This window comes from Pectobacterium versatile (assembly GCF_020166435.1).
In the GTDB taxonomy this organism is placed as follows: Bacteria; Pseudomonadota; Gammaproteobacteria; order Enterobacterales; family Enterobacteriaceae; genus Pectobacterium; species Pectobacterium versatile.
In genome coordinates this window covers 166,260-184,019 of sequence record NZ_JAINZP010000001.1, presented here as the reverse complement: position 1 = coordinate 184,019, position 17,760 = coordinate 166,260, and the positions used below count along the sequence as shown (strand labels likewise).

Sequence of the window (17,760 nt, the reverse complement as noted above, 5' to 3'; positions counted from 1 at the left end):
CCGCCCAATGACAATGGCCTGTGGTGAGACTAAACGGCAAAAACGCACTCAGTCATTCTCACCCCGAATAGGCTTACGCCGATGCTTCCCTTTCGCTCTGCTGCTGATTCTCAGGACGTATTTTGAACCAGATGGCATACATCGCAGGCAGGAATACTAGCGTGATAATGGTGCCACCAAACGTTCCACCAATCAGGGTATAAGCCAGCGTGCCCCAGAACACCGAGTGCGTCAGCGGAATAAACGCCAGAATCGCGGCCATCGCGGTGAGCAGAACGGGCCTGGCTCGCTGTACCGTCGCCTCCACCACTGCATCGAATGGCGCCAGCCCCTCCTGCTCGTTGTGATGGATCTGCCCTATCAGGATCAGGGTGTTACGCATCAGGATACCCGACAGCGCAATTAATCCCACCAGCGCATTGATGCCAAACGGCTGGTTGAAGAGTAGAAGCGTTGGCACTACCCCAATCAGCCCCAGTGGCGCGGTGAGGAAGACCATCACCATCGCCGACATCGAACGCACCTGTAGGATGATGATCATTAACGTTATGGCAATCATGATAGGGAACAGCGGTGCCATCGCCTGAGTCGCTTTCTCGGATTCTTCAATCGAGCCAGCCTGTTCAATGCGGTAACCAGCCGGAAGCTTATCGATGACCGGCTGCAACGCCTTCATGATTGCTGTGGAAACATCTGGCGGTTGCAGGTTTTCGGCAATGTCCCCCCGCACGGTAATCGTCGGCGTACGATCGCGACGACGCAGAATAGGATCTTCCATTTGCACCTCAACTTCCCCTATCTGAGATAGCGGAATCCGCTGGCTGGAAGATCCCACTAAGGTAAAGCCGGCTATTTTTGCCGGATCAAGCCGGATATCCCCCGCTGCGCGCGCCATGACCTGTACCGAACGAATATCTTCACGCACAGAGGTGATCGGAACGCCTGAAAGCAGGAACTGAAGCTGTTGTGCGACAGTACTTGATGTCAGCCCCACCGCCTGAAGTCGGTCCTGATTGAGCGTGAAATGCAGCGCCGGCACCCGCGTGCCCCAGTCGGTATTGACAGTCCTCATCATCGGGCTGGCCTGCATCACGCTCTCAACTTCATTTGCAATCGCACGCAGCTTGTCTGGGTCTGGCCCCATGACACGGTAGGCCACGGGATATGGCGAAGGAGGGCCAAACACGATCTGGGTGGCACGTACCTGCGCTTCGGGTGCCAACCCGTCGGCCGCCGCCCGGCGCAGGCGTAACTTGAGGACTTCCCGTTCCTTGTCATTGCCCGCGAGCACCACGATCTTGGCGAACGACGGATCGGGCAATTCAGGTGACATTGCTAGGAAGAAGCGTGGTGCTCCCTGTCCAATGTAGGACGTCACGATCCTGGCTTCCTTTTGCTTTGCCAGCCAAGCTTCGACCTTCGCCGTTGCGGCGCTGGTTTGCTCAATTGAGGTGCCATAGGGCATCTGGATTTCTACCAGCACCTCTGGGCGATCGGAGGTCGGGAAAAATTGTTTTTTCACCAGCCCCATGCCCAAGATCGCGACGACAAAAACGGCAACCACCGTGCCTGCTACTCCCCACTTACGGGCGATGACGTGCATCAGTACCCGACGAAAGCGGTTGTAATGACGCGTGTTGTAGATCGCCGCGTGCCCCCCCTCAACCGTTTTGATATTCGGCAGCATTTTCACGCCCAGATAAGGCGTAAACACCACTGCCACGATCCATGAAGCAATCAGGGCGATACCCACAATCCAGAACATGTTGCTGGTGTATTCGCCAGCAGTGGATTGCGCGAAACCGTTGGGCATAAAACCAACTGCCGTCACCAGCGTGCCTGCCAGCATCGGTGCCGCCGTGTGGCTCCAGGCATAGGCCGAGGCTTTAATACGGTCGTAGCCCTCCTCCATCTTCACCACCATCATTTCGATAGCGATGATGGCGTCATCCACTAGCAATCCAAGGGCCAGGATTAATGAGCCTAGGGTAATACGGTCGAAATTTTTACCAGATGCTTCCATGACCAGAAAGACGATAGCCAGCGTCAACGGCACAGCCGCCGCGACCACTACCCCCACGCGCCAACCCATGCTCACAAAACAGACCACCAGCACCACAAGCAACGCAACGAAAAATTTGATCATGAACTCGTCAACGGACGAACTGATATTCACAGACTGATCGGTGACTTTCACAAATGTCATACCAAGAGGCATGCTTTCATTGATTTTGGCTGTCTCGGCATCCAGTGCCTTCCCCAAATCCAGACCGTTCCATCCTTCACGCATCACAATACCCAGCAACAACGCCGGTTCACCCTGATTGCGGACCAGGAAGGTCGCAGGATCTTCATAGCCACGTTCAACGGTTGCTACATCCGAAAGTTGCAGTGTCCTACCCTGAACAACGATCGGCGTTTCGCGGATCTTATCCAGTTTGTCGAAAGCTCCATCCAGTCGCAGGAAGACCTGCGGTCCGTTGGTGTCAATCGAACCAGCCGGCGTCAGGACATTTTGACTGTCCAGCGCGGAGAAAATATCCTGCGGAGAAATACCCAGCGTAGCCAGCCGCTCATGCGAGAACGAAACAAAAATGCGTTCAGGCTGCTCACCGATAATATTGACCTTTTTCACGCCAGGAACATGCAGCAGACGCTGACGCAACTTTTCAGCATCGCGGACCAGCAGGCGCTGCGGCTCCCCTTTTGCCTTCAACGCAAAAAGTGCAAAAGTCACGTCGGAGAATTCATCATTAACCATCGGGCCGATGACGCCAGTTGGCAGGTTTTTGGCCTCATCACCGAGCTTCTTGCGCACCTGATAAAATTCCTCTGGCACCTGTGAAGGCGGTGTACCGTCCTGTAATGACAGCATGGTAAAAGCCAGTCCGGGGCGCGTGTAGGTCTCACTGCGATCATACCACTTGAGTTCCTGCATGCGTTTTTCTAGCGGCTCGGCCACCTGATCCTGCATTTCCTGAGCCGTCGCCCCCGGCCAGGCAGAAACAATCGTTATCTGCTTGACCGTGAACGGGGGATCTTCTGCCCGTCCCAGTTCAAAAAACGAGAGAATGCCAGCGACGGTAATCAGGATAATAAGAAACAGCGTGATGGAGCGCTCGCGGACAGCAAGCGCCGAAAGATTAAATCTTCCCTCGCTCATGGCTGGCTCCCAGCGACGCTGGCATCGCGCTGTTCAATCACTTGAACCGCCTCGCCGTCGTGCAGCAAGTGCGCTCCCAAGGCGACGACCTGCTCCCCCGGTTTAAGATTTCCGGTCACTCTTGCCATATCATCGCTAAGGCCAGACATCTGAACAGGTTGCCATGATACTTTGGCTGGTTCACCTGAAATACTCCAGACACCCGGCCCTTTTCCCGAATCATAAATTGCCGCTAAAGGCACCTGTAGCATCTGGCCTGGTAGTTTATCGTCTGCAATATGGAGCGTAACGGTGGACCCGAGCGGCGCGCTCGCCAGTGCACCCTCAAGCACATATCTGGCCTCGAAAGTTCGAGTTACAGGATCAGCCGCATCGGAGAGCAGGCGCAGTGTCGCAGGAACGAATTGCTTGCCCGTACCGTACAGCGTGGCCTGAGCCTCGCTTCCGACAACAGGCCGTAACGTTTCAGGCAACTGCACGATGGCCTCACGCTGCCCTGCTCTCGCCAGCCTGACCACAGGTTGCCCCGCGCTGACAACCTGACCAGGCTCTGCCAATGTACCCATTATTACGCCGTCAGCATCAGCAAGCAGCACAGCATAGCCCGTCGCATTTTGCGCCACATTTGCCTGCGCCTGGGCAGCACTCAGTTCTGCTTTGGCCGTATCCGCGGTAGCCTTTATCTGGTCATAGGCCGATGCAGAAACTGCGCCCCCAGCGACCAGACCGCGGTAACGGGCCTCATCAGCAGCAGTCTGTCTGGCACGAGCTCGTGCGGCTGCGACAGCCTGTTGCTGAGCTTGCGCTTGCAGACTCAGGTCAACAGGATCTAGGCGCATCAATGGCTGGCCGCGTTTAACGGTCTGCCCAGTATCGACCAGACGTTCAAAGATTTTGCCTTGTACTCTAAAACCGAGGTCGCTTTGAATTCGTGCGACAACAACACCGGTGAAGGCGCGAGAGGTATCGACAGCACTGACCACGGTTGCAGCCCTTACCCGTGGAGGTTGACTGCGAGGATCGTCTACGTCGGAAGGGTCGCCGCAGGCCATAAGGGCAAGCGGCAACAGGCAAACAGCAAAGGTGGCAGGTTTGAGCCTGAGCATGGGTTACCTTGATTCATTTAGCAGGACAGTAACCGCATTCTCAGACCAGTGACCAATAATGTCAATGGTCACAACTTCAAGGTGACAAACTTCTCAGTATTAGTGATGACAGTAGTACGGCTGCTGCGGGTGCTGTATCCAGATTATATTGCAGTTGTAAAGGGCAAATATAAGGCCGCATGACTAGATAAATGGCATCTGTAGCCTCATCCAGCGGTGTTTTCCGTTCAAACTCACCGGCCTGCCGACCTTCCAGGATGATTTGCTGCACCAGTTGACGCAGGCGCTCCTGATGTGCGACGGCTGAAGGCCAGCGATCCCGAGAAGCAACGGCGGCAATGTCATAAAGCTTGCGATCGTGAAAAAACAAATCGCTACCAGCTTCAGTCAGCGTCCTCAACAAACGCCGTAATTTTTCAGGGGCACCAGGCACATCGGCGATGGCTTGATTAACAATCTCCGAGATTGTCGCCAGCCTGTTGGCGCAAATCACCTCTCCAATTGCCTGCTTGGAATCGAAAAATTTATAAATATAGGCTTTGGAAAAGCCTATAGCCTTTGCCAAATCGGATACGGTAGTTTTTTCATACCCAAAATGCCCGAAATGTGCTGTGGCCGCCTCCACAACCTGGTCACGGACATTATGGTCAGAAGGACCACGTGAAAGGATATCGTTTGTCTGTTTAGTCATTTATCCAGCTTAGTTCAATGCGCCCTGATTGACAACGAATGACCATCTTGTAATTAAGTCACAACCCAACTCAAGGATTATCAACCCTCCAATGCACTCTTGCCTTGGGGTAAGCACCAGATTACTGGCGAGCTGTGCAATTGGCTCGGATTATAATCGCTACGGCAATGCCTATGAAACCAATCTGAGCGTAAGTTGGGAGATTGATGTTTTCGGTGGCCTACGCCGCAATCGCCGACAATCGTTCATCGCCTTCCAGCAGAGTACAACCCGCTTGATTGCTGTCCTACACAATGATGAAACCTGTTGCAGGTTTCCGACACCAGAGCGCAGACCCAGACAGAATCTGCTCGCGCAGCGGTTGCTACATTCAGGCTCGGAGAGGGCTACTGCAAGAAACCACGACAAAGACGTTATAAGGTACTGAACTGGATATCCGATTTCAACGCGCTCACATTGCTGGTATGGTCTCGGCTCTTTTTCTCCAGTTCTAATTTTGCCAGTAGCAGGCTGTTTATACCCTAAATAATTCGAGTTGCGTAAAGGCGATTTGCTCCCCTTAATAAGCAGTTACATGGCGGTAGCCATGTGTTGCACGTTTAGACGCCCATCAAGCGTTAAAACATAATACCAGAGTAGCAATGCTAATGTGGCATGCATGGGAGTTACGCCTTAGCACATTGTTGTTCATGCTTTAGGATATTCGCAATCAACAATCAACAATCACAATCACAATCACAATTTGACTAATTATTTTAATTTTTCATATTCAACAGACAATATTTCATAAATTTTACTAAAGCGCTGTTGAATAACAAGTGGCTGACCTTCTCTTGCAGCAAATATACCAGATAGAATCACACAGGTTTGTGTGAATAAAAATATTTTAAGTTCTTCTTCATTCAATTTAAACATTCCTTTACTGAAATAAATTAAGTCTAACCTATAGTTCATTAAAATAAAAAAAACAATATTACCTATTCACCCCTCGGTAAAAAATAAAAACCACACTTAGGGCAAATAACTGTGATATTTTTGCGAAATCTATTTTTTTTCTGCTCAGTGATACAATTGCATTCAGGACAGGTCACTTTCACCGTTGCGCGATTAAACATCTGTAGAAAATCAAGAATTTCCATACCTTGTACCTAGTCAGCGTATGAACCTCTAGTGTACGCCCTAAAATCATGAATAGCACGATATCATCGTTATTCGACTTACCTCTTTAACATTAAACTTCAATATCCTGTTATTTAACAACAAACAAGTCACATGAAAATAATTTCACAGATTCGATTATTTACAAAATAATTGTCATCCTAAATTAGGGAATTTAATCTTGCATTATTAACACAGTGAATTTTGGGATAAAAATCAGCCATTCTGCCTCAATATAGAGCCATTCATATCAAAAAATGGCAATGGGCATATATTTATTTCAGTTTAATCCAAAAATAAAAAACAACAAAGGAGTCATTAAAAAGAGAAATTCCATATAAAATATTTATGGCCATTAATGCATTGTTGTTAATGAAGAAAACACGACGGTGCACAGATAAAGCAATAACACTACCCGTCCCCTTGTTTCCCAACAAACTTTCCCTTGTCCAACGATGAAGGACAGTATCTTTTATATTGCTGATAATTTATCCTCTTATGCCTTTCATCATTGACCTACAGATTAAGAAAAAATAAGAGCCTGCATACATGATCTCATCACCTGACGTAACGCCGACGCCGGCTCAATCAACCACGTCAACGCTTACAGCCTTACGCTCACCCTCGCTGCTGATGCGCGAAGTTTTGGCGGGCACTATCACCGCACTGGCGCTTATCCCAGAGGTGATTTCATTTTCCATCATCGCGGGGGTTGATCCCAAAGTCAGCCTGTTCGCCTCCATCGTGTTGTGTTTCACCATGTCCTTTCTCGGCGGCAGACCGGCGATGGTGACCGCCGCAGCAGGTGCCGTGGCGCTGGTGATCGGCCCGCTGGTACACGCACACGGCGTAGCCTATATTCTGCCTGCGGTAATCATGGCGGGGATCATCCAGATTCTATTTGGGCTGGCTGGCTTGGCGAGGATGATGCGCTACATCCCGCGCTCGGTGATGATCGGTTTCGTCAATGCTCTGGGTATCCTGATTTTCGCCGCGCAGGTGCCACATGTTTACGGACAGTCCTCACTCGTCTGGCTGCTGTTTGCGTTGACGCTCGCGATTGTTCTGCTGCTACCTTATGTGGTGAAAAGCATTCCCGCACCGCTGGTTGCCATTGTGACAGTGACCGCGATTGCCATGTTTACTGGCATCACAGTGCCTAACGTCGGCGATGCGGGCCCCATGCAACCCGGATTACCGAGTTTCACCCAGTGGCTGGTGCCGTTCAATTTTGAAACGCTGCACATCATCTGGCCGACCGCGCTGAGCATCGCCTTTGTCGGGCTGATGGAATCGCTGTTAACCGCCAAACTGGTCGACGACATCACGGACACCCCGTCCAGCAAGCGCCGTGAATGCTGGGGACTCGGCGTTTCCAATATTTTCGCCGGGTTCTATGGTGGGATTGCCGGATGCGCGATGATCGGGCAGACCGTGGTCAACGTGGAGTTGGGCAAAGCGCGCACGCGCATTTCCACCCTCGTTGCCGCACTGGTGCTGTTGCTGCTGGTGACCGGGCTGAGCGAAATCATGGCGAAGATTCCGATGGTGGTACTGGCGGGCATTATGATGATCGTCGCACTGAAAACCATGAACTGGCATAGCCTGCACCCAACCACGCTGAAGCGTATGCCGCTATCGGAAACGCTGGTGGTCATCGTGACGGTTGTCGCGACCGTCTCGACGGGGAACCTCGCTATCGGCGTGGCGGGCGGCGTGATCTTTGCCATACTGCTGTTTGCCCGCCGTGTGGCGCACGTCATTCACGCAGAGCGTCAGGTGAGCGAAGACGGACAATCGGTGCACTACACGGTACGCGGCCCCCTATTCTTCGGCAGCAGCAACGATCTTTTCGAGCATTTCCTCTACGCGCAGGATCCGCAGAACGTCACCATCGATCTGACACACGCCCAAATCTGGGATGCCTCCAGCGTGGCAGCGCTCGACGCGATCGAAACCCGCTATCATCGCTACGATGCGAAGGTCACTATCGTCGGGCTGGATACCCACAGCACCAAAATTCACCAGCGCCTGTCAGGGCATCTCTGATCGGGCGCAGGCGACGCGGTGTTCCGCATTGATCCAATATTCTTGCGTTGGATGTATGCGGCATCGCGCCGGCGTGCCGGGTGTCGGTTCGTCAAACTGACATCCGCTCTCTTGTCCTTGTTGCGTATCCACCTGAATAGCCCGCTTTAACCGTGGATGCGCGGGCGGAATCGAGGCCAACAGGAAACGCGTATACGGATGACTCGCCTGTGAAAACAGCGTCGCCGCAGGCGCTTCTTCGACAATGCGCCCGCGATACATCACGCCAATGCGGTCGGCAATATGGTGTACCACGCTCAGATCGTGCGCGATAAACAAATACGCCAGTCCCTGCTCCCGCTGTAATGCCAAAAGCAGATTCAGAATTTGCGACTGGATAGAGACATCCAGCGCCGAAACTGGCTCATCGCACACGATCAGTTTCGGTTCCAGCACCAGTGCGCGGGCAATCCCGATACGCTGACGCTGCCCGCCGGAAAACTCATGCGGAAAGCGTCCGGCATCCGCAGCGGTAAACCCAACTCGCGTCAGCATCTTGATCACCTGCGCCTTGCGCCACTGGCTATCGCGTATGCCGTGGATAATCAGCGGTTCTTCAATGCTGTACCCGACGCTACGTTTAGGATCGAGCGAGGAGAGTGGGTCCTGAAAAATCATCTGCATGTCGCGCCGCAGTTGTCGTAACTGCTCTGCATTTTGCTGTCGGAGATCGCAGCCGGCAAAGTGCAGTTCCCCGGCATTCGCAGGTGTCAGCCCTAAAATACTGCGTCCCGTGGTGCTTTTGCCGCTGCCCGATTCCCCAACCAGCGCATAAGTCTCACCGGGGAAAATATGAAAACTGACATCATCGAGCGCCACCAGCGTTTTTTTACGCCATCCCTGCCCGACCCGAAAGGTTTTACGCAGGTTTTTCACCCGTAATAACGGTTCGCTCATACAGCGCTCCCGAGGCTATCCGCTTTCCAGCAGCGTACGCGATGGCCCGCCCCGTCAGCCACGGAAAGCACGGGGGGAGACTGGTGACAGCGTTCATCCGCCAGCGGGCAGCGCGGAGCAAAACCACAGCCGGTGGGCGGATGAGACAACGGCGGAACACTGCCGGTTATCTCCGGCAGCTCGCTTTTACGCGACGCATCGAGGTTAGGCACCGCCCGCAGCAGCGCCTGCGTGTAAGGATGGCGCGCATTATCAAACAGCGTGAACACATCCGCCTGCTCCACCACTTCCCCCAGATACATCACGATCACGCGCTGACACATCTGCGCCACCACCGACAGATCGTGCGTAATCAGTACGATACCCATGTCGGTTTCGGCTTTTAGCTTATCCAACAGCGAAAGAATCTGTGCCTGAATGGTGACGTCGAGCGCCGTTGTCGGTTCATCGGCAATCAGCAATCCCGGTCCGCAGGCAATGGCGATAGCAATCATCACTCGCTGGCGCATCCCGCCAGATAGCCGATGCGGATAGCTCACGGCACAGGCGGCCGGATCGGGCATCCCCACCTGGGTTAGCAGTTCATGTACCCGTGCTTTTCGCGCCTGACGCGAGAGCGTGGTGTGCTGCCGCAGGCTTTCATCGATCTGTTCACCCACGGTATAGACTGGATTAAGGCTAGAGAGCGGATCCTGAAAAATCATAGCCAACGCATTACCCCGCAGGCGTCGCCGTGCCTCATCCGGCAGCGACAGCAGCGGCTGACCGTTCAGGCTGGCCTCACCGCCGACCCGGCTAGCGCGCGCAGGCAATAATCCCATCAGCGCATCGGCGGTAACGCTTTTGCCACAGCCTGATTCACCGATGATGCCCAGCGTCTCACGCGAATTCACGTCAAAAGAAACCCCACGGACAGGGTGCAAGAGGCCAGACGGCACGGCAAACGTGACTCTCAGGTCTTTGACAGACAGTAGCGGCGTTTCACTCATTATATTCACTTTGGTGTCGTGACCGCTTTCAGCAGACGGGAAACCCGACGTGAGAGCGGCTTAAGCGTAGGGTCGGAGATGTCGCGCAGGCCGTCTCCAATCATATTCAGAGACAGGATCAAGAGCACAATGGCCATACCGGGGAAAAAGGTCATCCACCAGGAGGTAAAAATCACTTTTTTCCCCTCCAGTAATAAATTACCAAGGCTGGGCGTCGGTGCAGGGATCCCCGAACCTAAAAAGCTCAGCGCCGCCTCGGTGAGAATCGCGACCGAGAAGATCCACGACACTTGAACGATCAGCGGCGATACCACGTTGGGCAAAATGTGCAGCCAGATGATCCGGCGACTCTTTGCCCCCTGCGCACGCAACGCCTCGATATAATTTTTCTCTTTGATCACCAGCGCCGCCGCACGCATCACGCGCGCCACCGACGGCACATAGACCAGCGACAGCGCCAGTACGACATTGGCGGGGTTCGGGCCAAGAATACCGACGATGGAAATGGCCAGTAGCAGAGAAGGAAAGGCAAACAGCCCGTCACAAATCCGCATGACGACGACGTCCAGCAGGCGATACCAGACACATAGCAGGCCAATTAGCGTGCCAATCGCGCCCGAAATCAGCGCGACCGCGCCCCCAACGGACAACGAGATCTGGACCGCAATCGCAACCCGCACAAATACATCGCGGCCAAAATTATCGGTGCCAAACCAGTGTTGCCACGTCGGTGCGGACAATCGCTCCAGAGGGTTTAAGGCATAGGGATCGTAAGGGCTGAGAAACGCGCCCCCCACCGCGACGACAAGAATAAGCAGCAGGATAGCGATGCCCGTTGTCAGGAGTTGATTGGCAAACAGCGCTTTCATGTCACTCCTTCTCCCCTGACAGGGAGAGACGCGGGTCAACGGCATGCCCCAGAATATCCACCGCCAGATTAATCAGCACATAGCTGACGGTAATCAGCAGCACCGCTCCCTGAATCACCGAGAAATCGCGGCGTTCGATGGAATCCACCACCAGCGAGCCGACGCCGGGAATGCCGAACACGCTTTCAATCACAATCGTTCCCGTCACCAGCGAACCGAAAGATTCACCGCAGATGGTGAGAATAGGCAGGAGCGCATTTTTCAGGCCGTGGCGTAGTAGAACCCGGTATTCCGCTACGCCTTTGGCACGCGCCGTTTTAATGTAGTTTTCGCTCAACACATCGAGCATGACCGCGCGCGTCATGCGGGCAATCAGCGCCGCGATGCGCAGCCCCAATGCCAGCGCCGGAAGCGTCATATACCACAGATTGACCAGCACATCGCCGCGCGTCGAGCTGTATCCCACAACCGGAAACCAGCGCAACTGCACGGCAAAAAAGAAAATCAGAAACAGCCCGAGTAAAAAGCCGGGAATCGACATCCCCACCGCCGCCAGTCCCATAATCAGGCGATCCAGAAACCGTCCCTGTTGCGATGCGCTAAGCACGCCAGCCGCCAGCCCAAGCAGTAGCGCCAACCCTTGCGCATAGAGCGCTAATGCCAGCGTAGGTTGCAGGTGCTGCAAGAAAAGCGACATGACGCTGGCGTTCATGAAGAGCGAATGGCCGAGATCGCCACGCAGCACTGCACCAAACCACACGACAAACTGTGTCAGCAGGGGCTTATCCAGCCCCATTTGTTGACGCAGCGCGGCGACATCCCCCGGACTGGCATCATTGCCCAGAATCACCAGCACCGGATCGCCCGGAGCCAGATGTACCAGACAAAACACCACGATGGAAACCACCAGCAGCACGGGTATCAGCGCCAGCAGCCGATGGAAAATAAACCATCCCATTCGCTTCTCCGCTTACGGTTTTGTGATGCTGACGTTCCACAGGACGGGGCCGATTAAATCCCGATAGCCGTGAACATGATGCTTGATCGCGACCGCATCAGGCGTGGTACGCCCCAGCACAATCACCGGCAGATAGGTCCAGGTTTGCACGTGAAGTTTATCCACCAGTCCTCTTGCCGCCTGTAGCGACGGAGCCTGCTTGATATCATCCAGCAGCGCATCAATTTCCGGGCTGTTACTCAGGCCGGGGAATTTGGCGCGGGAATCCAGGAAAGGATACTGATGCAACACCTGACGCATGGAGAATTCCAGCGCACACAGGTCGAAGTTTTTAGGATCCTGACGCCGCTGTAACACCGTGGCCCAGTCATAGACATCAAGACGAGATTTCACGCCAATCTGTTTGAGCACCTGCTGTGCAACAATCGCCAGATTGTACAATTCGGCGTATTCCTTGGTGGCGATGATCACCACTTCTTCACCGTTATAGCCGGACTCTTTTACCAGCTTTCTGGCTTCGTCCAGCTTGTGCTGATTCCAGTAAGGCTTGCCGGCCTCACTGTGCCAGTCCACCTGCTCAGGAAAACCTAACGATGAATCTTCCTTGAAAAAGCGTGGATCGCTGTAACCCGCCAGCAGCACCTGATGGACATCGAGCGCCAGATTGAATGCCTGACGCAGTTTCACATCGGCAAACGGTCCGCGATTCTTGTTGAACAGGTAGGTGATGAGCGATCCCCCGGCTTCGGGACGATACAGCTTCACATCGCGGGCGCTATTCAGCGCGTCAATGTTGTCTTTTGGCAAATCAAAAACGACGTCATATTCACCGGTCAATGCCCCTGCCAGCCGGGTAGACTCATCCGTGATATAGCGGAACCAGATATCTTTCACCTCGGCCTTTTTCTGGCCCGACAGGCCGTTCGCCGGTTCGCTACGCGAGACATAACCGTCATAGCGCGTCAGATGCAGATAATCCCCTTGTTTGAATTCCGCCAGCTTGTAAGGGCCGGTGCCAATCAGTTCACTCACCGGTTTTTTGCTGGTATTGGCTTCGTCGATCAGGCGCTTAGGCATAATCGAAGGCAGATTCTTCAAGTCGGCCAGCACATTCAGGGTAATCAGAGACGGCGTCTGTACCGTCAGCTGTACGGTGCGATCGTCAATCCGGCTAAACTGCGCTCCCGGCAGATTGGCTTTCCCCTGCGTAGAGACGGCCAGCCAGCGGTTCATCGATGCCACCACATCGTCTGCCGTCAGCGGCTGACCATCATGAAAGCGGATACCGTCGCGCAGTACAAAGGTATAGACCTTGCGGTCATCACTCAGCGAATAGCGTTCAACCAGTTCCGGCACCGGTTCAAACCGATCGTTAATCGTAAAAAGTTGTTCAAAAATGTGGCGTACCACGTCCGTGGTCGCACTGTTGGTTGTCAGGTAAGGATCGAGCGTACCCGGTCGTTTACCATAAGCGATATTCAGCGTTGCATCGCGATTGACGGTCTCCGCCAGCGCGATTCCCCAGGGTAAACTGGCCGCCAGCAAGAGTGCTGCGGCAGGAAAGTTAAACCATTTCATTGATGGGAAACTCCACTATTTTTATGATATTCAGCCTGTGCAGACGCCGCATCAGGCGGCGTCGGTAACCGAGCGACGGCCAGCAAACTCGTCTTTGGCATCCTGCAACGCGCGGGGATCCGTCAACAGTCGTAGACCCGTTCGAGCCAGCACCTGTGCGCCCGTCAGCAGTGCGGCATAACCAAGTGGGGAATTTGCCGCTTCACGGAATGGCACAGTGTGGCCGATCAGATCGTCAGGGCCGATTTTAATCGTGGGGTGTGCCGTCGGCACCGCATGGCTGATATCTCCGGCATCCGTCGAACCGATGCCCTCTTTCGCTTTTTGATCGACCACCTCCCCTGCGGCAGTGAATTCCTCCAGCAGGATCGCATTCAACGAGTGGTTGATCAGGAAATCACGCGGGCCAACCTGATGTTCAATTTTCACCGTGGTGCCCGTTGCCAGCGCGACGCCATCCGCAATCGCGCGAATACGCGGCTCTAACGCCACCACCTCTTCACGCGTTTTGGCACGAATGTAATAGTGGGCGGAGGCGTATTCTGGAATCACATTCGGCGCCTGCCCGCCGTTGGTGATAATGCCGTGAACCCGAACGCCGTCCGGCAGTTGCTGGCGCAGCACGCTGATCCCGTTGTAAAGCAGCACCAGCGCATCCAGCGCGTTCACGCCTTTATGCGGCGAGCTTCCGGCGTGGGAGGGTTTACCGTAAAAATGAAAATAGAGGTGATTGTTTGCCAGCGACGGCCCAGTGAGCCGCGTTTTCCCTGACGGATGAACCATCAGGGCGACATCGACCCGATCAAGGAAGCCATGTTCAACAAAACGCGCCTTCACGTTGCCATTAATTCCGCCTTTCCCGCGCAGGCCGCCTTCTTCGGCTGGCGTACCCAACACCACCACCTTGCCGCCGGTCTGATCGATAACCTCTGCCAGCGCAATCGCGGCCGCCAGACTGGTTACTCCGATGATGTTGTGGCCGCAGGCGTGACCGATATCGATTAGCGCATCGTATTCAGCGAGGTAAGCAATGGTCGGCCCCGGTTTGCCGCTGTCTTTTTCCGCATAAAAGGCCGTTTCATGTCCGGCAACGTTCAGCGTTACCGTGAAGTGATGCTTCTTTAATAACTCCGTTAATAGCTCGCTGGCGTAATATTCATTATTTCCCGTTTCGGGATGCGCATGAATATCCTGGGAAATCGCAATATATTCTTCGCGATTCTGTTCAATACTGCTACTGATACGCTGCTGTAATGCGAGAGTTCCCATCTTGCTCACCTTTTTATGTGCTATGAATATATCGCGCGATAAATATGTCTGCCTCACCGTCGCTTACGGAATACATCGCATCGTGTTGCCACTTCATCCCTAAAAACCCGACAACATCAGTGAATCCCTTTATTTAGCGATAAAAATACCCGCCCGCCGATAACGGCAGGAAATAACAATCAATACTGTGTTTTTTACGATGACTACTCGCTACGTCGCCACGCTGGACGATGCTCAAACGACGTTAAAAATAATAAGGGTGCTTCTAATTACTTATTTCACCATCACTATAACGGCAACCTGTCATTTCTTTTATAGAGATTCAGGATAAGGATATCTGATAAACGGTATTACACGCGTTATTCGTCTTGCAGCGAAAAATGAATCATTCCTATACAGCGGGCAGGAATAACAATCGCTATACCCTAAATAATTCGAGTTGCGTGACAAAACGTGAGCGTTTTGAACAACGCTCTGCGTTGGTCCTTTAGGACAAGGCCGCATGGCCTTGTAACGCGGCAACCGCGCGAATCCCCAAGAGCTTACACCAGTAAGTGACTGGGGTGAGCAAGGACAAATTGGCTTAGCCGATTTGAACGCCGCTTGCGGCGGCCCTTCAGGGCGAGGCTCAGCAATGAGCCGAGTATTGCCAACGCACAAGCAGCTTGAAGTATGACGGGTATATATATTTTCTGTGGATATGCATGAAAGGAATCATGCTAAAGCGTGGCGGGCAGATGTTTTATGTTATTTGGTCACTTAATGGAGGAAAGTATGTCCGCAGCCCTTACCCCACAAGAAAGCGCCCTGTTACCCAAAATTGAGCGCTGGATTGCTGCACAGCGTGACTCGCTGATTGATGAGCTGGCGACGTGGATTGCCATTCCCAGCGTGAGCCGCGCCGATCTCGCTCAGCCGGGCGCGCCATTTGGCCCCGAGTGCGCCCGCGTATTGGACACCGCGTTGACGTTGGCGGAACAGGCGGGGTTCCGTACCGAGCGCCATGCGGGCTACGCGGGTTCGGTGGTTTACGGCGAGCACAACGAGGATATCGGCCTGATTAGCCACCTTGATGTTGTGCCCGCGGGTGAACACTGGACGTACCCGCCGTTTGCGCTGACGCGTCGCGGTGATTTTCTGATCGGGCGCGGCGTTGCTGACAACAAAGGCCCCGCAATCCTCGATCTCTATTTGCTCAAGTTGATCCGCGCGCTGGATATACCCCTGCATCACAATCTGCGCATCGTTTATGGGCTGGCAGAAGAGACCGACATGGCCGATCTCGCCTGGTTTGCCCAACACGGGCCAGTACCGCGTACTTCTCTGGTCACCGACGGGAAGTTTCCGGTGAACTATGCGCAGAAAGGGCAAATCGCGTTCCGCCTGCACATTGCCGAAGCGGGCGTGCTGGCGAATCTGACCGCTGGCAACGCGGCCAATAGTATCCCTGCCACCGCGCAGATCACGCTCGCCAATGCGCCCCGCGATCTCAGCGTCGATAGGCTGCGTGGTCTGGGTGCCGGACGCATCACGCTGCTCCCCGCAGAACAGGGAATCACGCTACAGGCACAGGGTATTGCAGGTCATGCGGCCTTCCCTGACGGTACTCTCAGCGCCGCCGTAGTGCTGCTGGACGCATTACGCGAGCTGGAGCTGTTGCCAGAACGGGAACGCACGCTAGCCGCACAGTTACAGCAGATTTTCGCTTCTCCCTATGGCGAGCCTATTGGGCTGGCACAGGAGGATGCGCCGTCGGGCAGGCTGACGCTGAACGCAGGTCTCTGGCAGTCGACCACTCCCGGTTCACTGACTCTCCTTGCCGACATTCGCTATCCGGTGACACGGGAAGGAAACGCGATCATCGCGGCATTACGCGATCAACTTGCCACAGTGGCAACCGACATCTCGCTGGTGGACGGCTGGCGTGATGTGCCGCCATTTTATCTGTCGGAAGAGGACAGCACGCGGCAGGTCTTGCAGCAGAGCTGGCACGATGTGACAGGTCGTGCAGACCCTGCCTATTCAATGGGAGGCGTAACGCATTCCAAAGTGCTGCCGCGTGCGATTACGTTCGGCCCCGGCTACCTGCGTACCGAGGCCAATAGCCCAGACTTCCTACCCACAGGCCACGGCTTACCGCACGGCGCAGACGAAGTGATCCATCTGCCCTCGCTGCTGGCGGCACTGCCAGTCTATGTGATTGCACTGATACGGCTGGATGCAGCGCTGTATGCGCAGAATCAGGAGAATCCTTCCCATGTCGGTTGACGCCCACGCCACCACATTTGTATTGATACACGGTGCCTGGCACGGCGGCTGGTGCTGGTCGCGAGTGACCGAGCGGCTTACCGCCGCAGGCTTTGCCTCTTCGGCATTGACGCTCGCCGGGCTGGCAGAACGCCGTGACGAGCTATCGCGCGGCATTAACCTGTCCACCCACATTCGCGATATTACCGACACGATCCGCCAGCAGGGCTGGCGCGATGTAACGTTGGTCGGCCACAGCTACGGCGGCTTTCCCGCTACGGCCGCCGCGTATCAACTGCCTGACACCGTCAGCCACCTGATTCTGCTGGATGCGTTTTTACCCGCACCGGGCGAAAAGTTGCTGGATCACGCGCCCGATCTCATCGCCGCCTACCAGACACAGGCGGCGCGCGACCCCATGTGGCACATTCCCCCGCTTCCGTCACTGCTGTTTGGCGTGAACGAAGCCGACCGCGAGTGGGTCGATTCCCGCCTGACACCGCAGCCGGTAAACACCTACTTTGAACCCGTCGCACTGGCACCCGCACCACCGACGCTGAAGAAGACCTACATCCGCTGCACGCGCGCGGCGGGCAACTATCTCACCCCCTCAGTACAACGCGCTCAGACCGATCCAACCTGGCGATTTCTGACGCTCGACAGCGATCACGATGCGATGATCGACGCACCGGATACGCTAACCACACTGCTGACGTCAGCGTTGACAACCCGTACGCCTCTGTGATT

At 54.5% G+C, this 17,760-nt stretch carries 14 protein-coding genes; 3 read left to right on the top strand and 11 right to left on the bottom strand.

Going from position 1 to position 17,760, the window contains the following annotated elements:
* Positions 1-73 precede the first annotated feature (73 nt).
* The 5 genes from K7X24_RS00770 to K7X24_RS00745 all read right to left on the bottom strand — a co-directional run bounded on the left by K7X24_RS00770 (position 74) and on the right by K7X24_RS00745 (position 6,099).
* Entirely contained in the window at positions 74-3,163 is a 3,090-nt protein-coding gene (locus tag K7X24_RS00770) for an efflux RND transporter permease subunit (protein ID WP_224552300.1), read from the bottom strand.
* Positions 3,160-4,269: an efflux RND transporter periplasmic adaptor subunit gene (locus K7X24_RS00765; RefSeq protein WP_224552298.1), complete on the bottom strand. Its 1,110-nt coding sequence runs from the start codon at positions 4,267-4,269 to the stop codon at positions 3,160-3,162. The genes K7X24_RS00770 and K7X24_RS00765 overlap by 4 nt, the downstream gene beginning before the upstream one ends.
* A gap of 76 nt (positions 4,270-4,345) precedes the next feature.
* Positions 4,346-4,960 carry a TetR/AcrR family transcriptional regulator gene (locus K7X24_RS00760; RefSeq protein ID WP_224552296.1) on the bottom strand — a complete coding sequence of 205 codons (615 nt, stop codon included), beginning with the start codon at positions 4,958-4,960 and terminating at the stop codon, positions 4,346-4,348.
* A gap of 750 nt (positions 4,961-5,710) precedes the next feature.
* A complete protein-coding gene (locus tag K7X24_RS00750; protein WP_224552293.1) occupies positions 5,711-5,866 on the bottom strand; it encodes a hypothetical protein in 156 nt (51 codons plus the stop codon).
* Between the two features lie 71 nt (positions 5,867-5,937).
* Positions 5,938-6,099, bottom strand: a complete 162-nt coding sequence (locus K7X24_RS00745) for a YnfU family zinc-binding protein (RefSeq protein ID WP_224552291.1) — start codon at positions 6,097-6,099, stop codon at positions 5,938-5,940.
* Between the two features lie 568 nt (positions 6,100-6,667).
* On the opposite strand from K7X24_RS00745, the gene K7X24_RS00740 reads away from it, so the two are divergent.
* A complete protein-coding gene (locus K7X24_RS00740) occupies positions 6,668-8,167 on the top strand; it encodes a SulP family inorganic anion transporter (protein ID WP_224552289.1) in 1,500 nt (499 codons plus the stop codon).
* Here the strand turns inward: K7X24_RS00740 and K7X24_RS00735 are convergent.
* The 6 genes from K7X24_RS00735 to K7X24_RS00710 are packed head-to-tail and all read right to left on the bottom strand — an operon-like array spanning position 8,153 to position 14,766.
* The gene (locus tag K7X24_RS00735; protein WP_224552287.1) at positions 8,153-9,103 is read right to left on the bottom strand and encodes an ABC transporter ATP-binding protein; all 951 of its coding nucleotides are present in this window, start codon (positions 9,101-9,103) and stop codon (positions 8,153-8,155) included. The genes K7X24_RS00740 and K7X24_RS00735 overlap by 15 nt on opposite strands.
* Positions 9,100-10,095, bottom strand: coding sequence for an ABC transporter ATP-binding protein (locus K7X24_RS00730; protein ID WP_318013119.1), 996 nt, complete (start codon positions 10,093-10,095; stop codon positions 9,100-9,102). Before K7X24_RS00730 ends, K7X24_RS00735 begins: the two co-directional genes overlap by 4 nt.
* 2 nt (positions 10,096-10,097) lie before the next feature.
* Positions 10,098-10,961 (bottom strand): ABC transporter permease, encoded by an 864-nt coding sequence (locus K7X24_RS00725; RefSeq protein WP_224552282.1) that lies wholly within the window; start codon positions 10,959-10,961, stop codon positions 10,098-10,100.
* Position 10,962: 1 nt separating this feature from the next.
* A complete protein-coding gene (locus K7X24_RS00720; protein ID WP_039538524.1) occupies positions 10,963-11,919 on the bottom strand; it encodes an ABC transporter permease in 957 nt (318 codons plus the stop codon).
* A 12-nt stretch (positions 11,920-11,931) separates the two neighbouring features.
* Positions 11,932-13,497, bottom strand: coding sequence for an ABC transporter substrate-binding protein (locus K7X24_RS00715; RefSeq protein WP_116586698.1), 1,566 nt, complete (start codon positions 13,495-13,497; stop codon positions 11,932-11,934).
* A gap of 51 nt (positions 13,498-13,548) precedes the next feature.
* Positions 13,549-14,766, bottom strand: coding sequence for a M20 family metallopeptidase (locus K7X24_RS00710; protein ID WP_224552280.1), 1,218 nt, complete (start codon positions 14,764-14,766; stop codon positions 13,549-13,551).
* Positions 14,767-15,540: 774 nt separating this feature from the next.
* Here K7X24_RS00710 and K7X24_RS00705 point away from each other — a divergent pair.
* Both K7X24_RS00705 and K7X24_RS00700 read left to right on the top strand, forming a co-directional pair.
* The gene (locus tag K7X24_RS00705; RefSeq protein WP_224552278.1) at positions 15,541-17,034 is read left to right on the top strand and encodes a Sapep family Mn(2+)-dependent dipeptidase; all 1,494 of its coding nucleotides are present in this window, start codon (positions 15,541-15,543) and stop codon (positions 17,032-17,034) included.
* Positions 17,024-17,758, top strand: a complete 735-nt coding sequence (locus K7X24_RS00700; RefSeq protein WP_224552277.1) for an alpha/beta fold hydrolase — start codon at positions 17,024-17,026, stop codon at positions 17,756-17,758. The genes K7X24_RS00705 and K7X24_RS00700 overlap by 11 nt, the downstream gene beginning before the upstream one ends.
* The last annotated feature ends 2 nt before the right edge of the window (positions 17,759-17,760 follow it).

Bases quoted from the DNA above. Each gene is read 5' to 3' on its own strand.
- K7X24_RS00700 (WP_224552277.1), top strand. From the start codon at position 17,024: ATGTCGGTTGACGCCCACGCCACCACATTTGTATTGATACACGGTGCC.
- K7X24_RS00740 (WP_224552289.1), top strand. From the start codon at position 6,668: ATGATCTCATCACCTGACGTAACGCCGACGCCGGCTCAATCAACCACG.
- K7X24_RS00735 (WP_224552287.1), bottom strand. From the start codon at position 9,103: ATGAGCGAACCGTTATTACGGGTGAAAAACCTGCGTAAAACCTTTCGG.
- K7X24_RS00705 (WP_224552278.1), top strand. From the start codon at position 15,541: ATGTCCGCAGCCCTTACCCCACAAGAAAGCGCCCTGTTACCCAAAATT.
- K7X24_RS00770 (WP_224552300.1), bottom strand. From the start codon at position 3,163: ATGAGCGAGGGAAGATTTAATCTTTCGGCGCTTGCTGTCCGCGAGCGC.
- K7X24_RS00765 (WP_224552298.1), bottom strand. From the start codon at position 4,269: ATGCTCAGGCTCAAACCTGCCACCTTTGCTGTTTGCCTGTTGCCGCTT.
- K7X24_RS00710 (WP_224552280.1), bottom strand. From the start codon at position 14,766: ATGGGAACTCTCGCATTACAGCAGCGTATCAGTAGCAGTATTGAACAG.
- K7X24_RS00725 (WP_224552282.1), bottom strand. From the start codon at position 10,961: ATGAAAGCGCTGTTTGCCAATCAACTCCTGACAACGGGCATCGCTATC.
- K7X24_RS00745 (WP_224552291.1), bottom strand. From the start codon at position 6,099: ATGGAAATTCTTGATTTTCTACAGATGTTTAATCGCGCAACGGTGAAA.
- K7X24_RS00715 (WP_116586698.1), bottom strand. From the start codon at position 13,497: ATGAAATGGTTTAACTTTCCTGCCGCAGCACTCTTGCTGGCGGCCAGT.
- K7X24_RS00760 (WP_224552296.1), bottom strand. From the start codon at position 4,960: ATGACTAAACAGACAAACGATATCCTTTCACGTGGTCCTTCTGACCAT.
- K7X24_RS00720 (WP_039538524.1), bottom strand. From the start codon at position 11,919: ATGGGATGGTTTATTTTCCATCGGCTGCTGGCGCTGATACCCGTGCTG.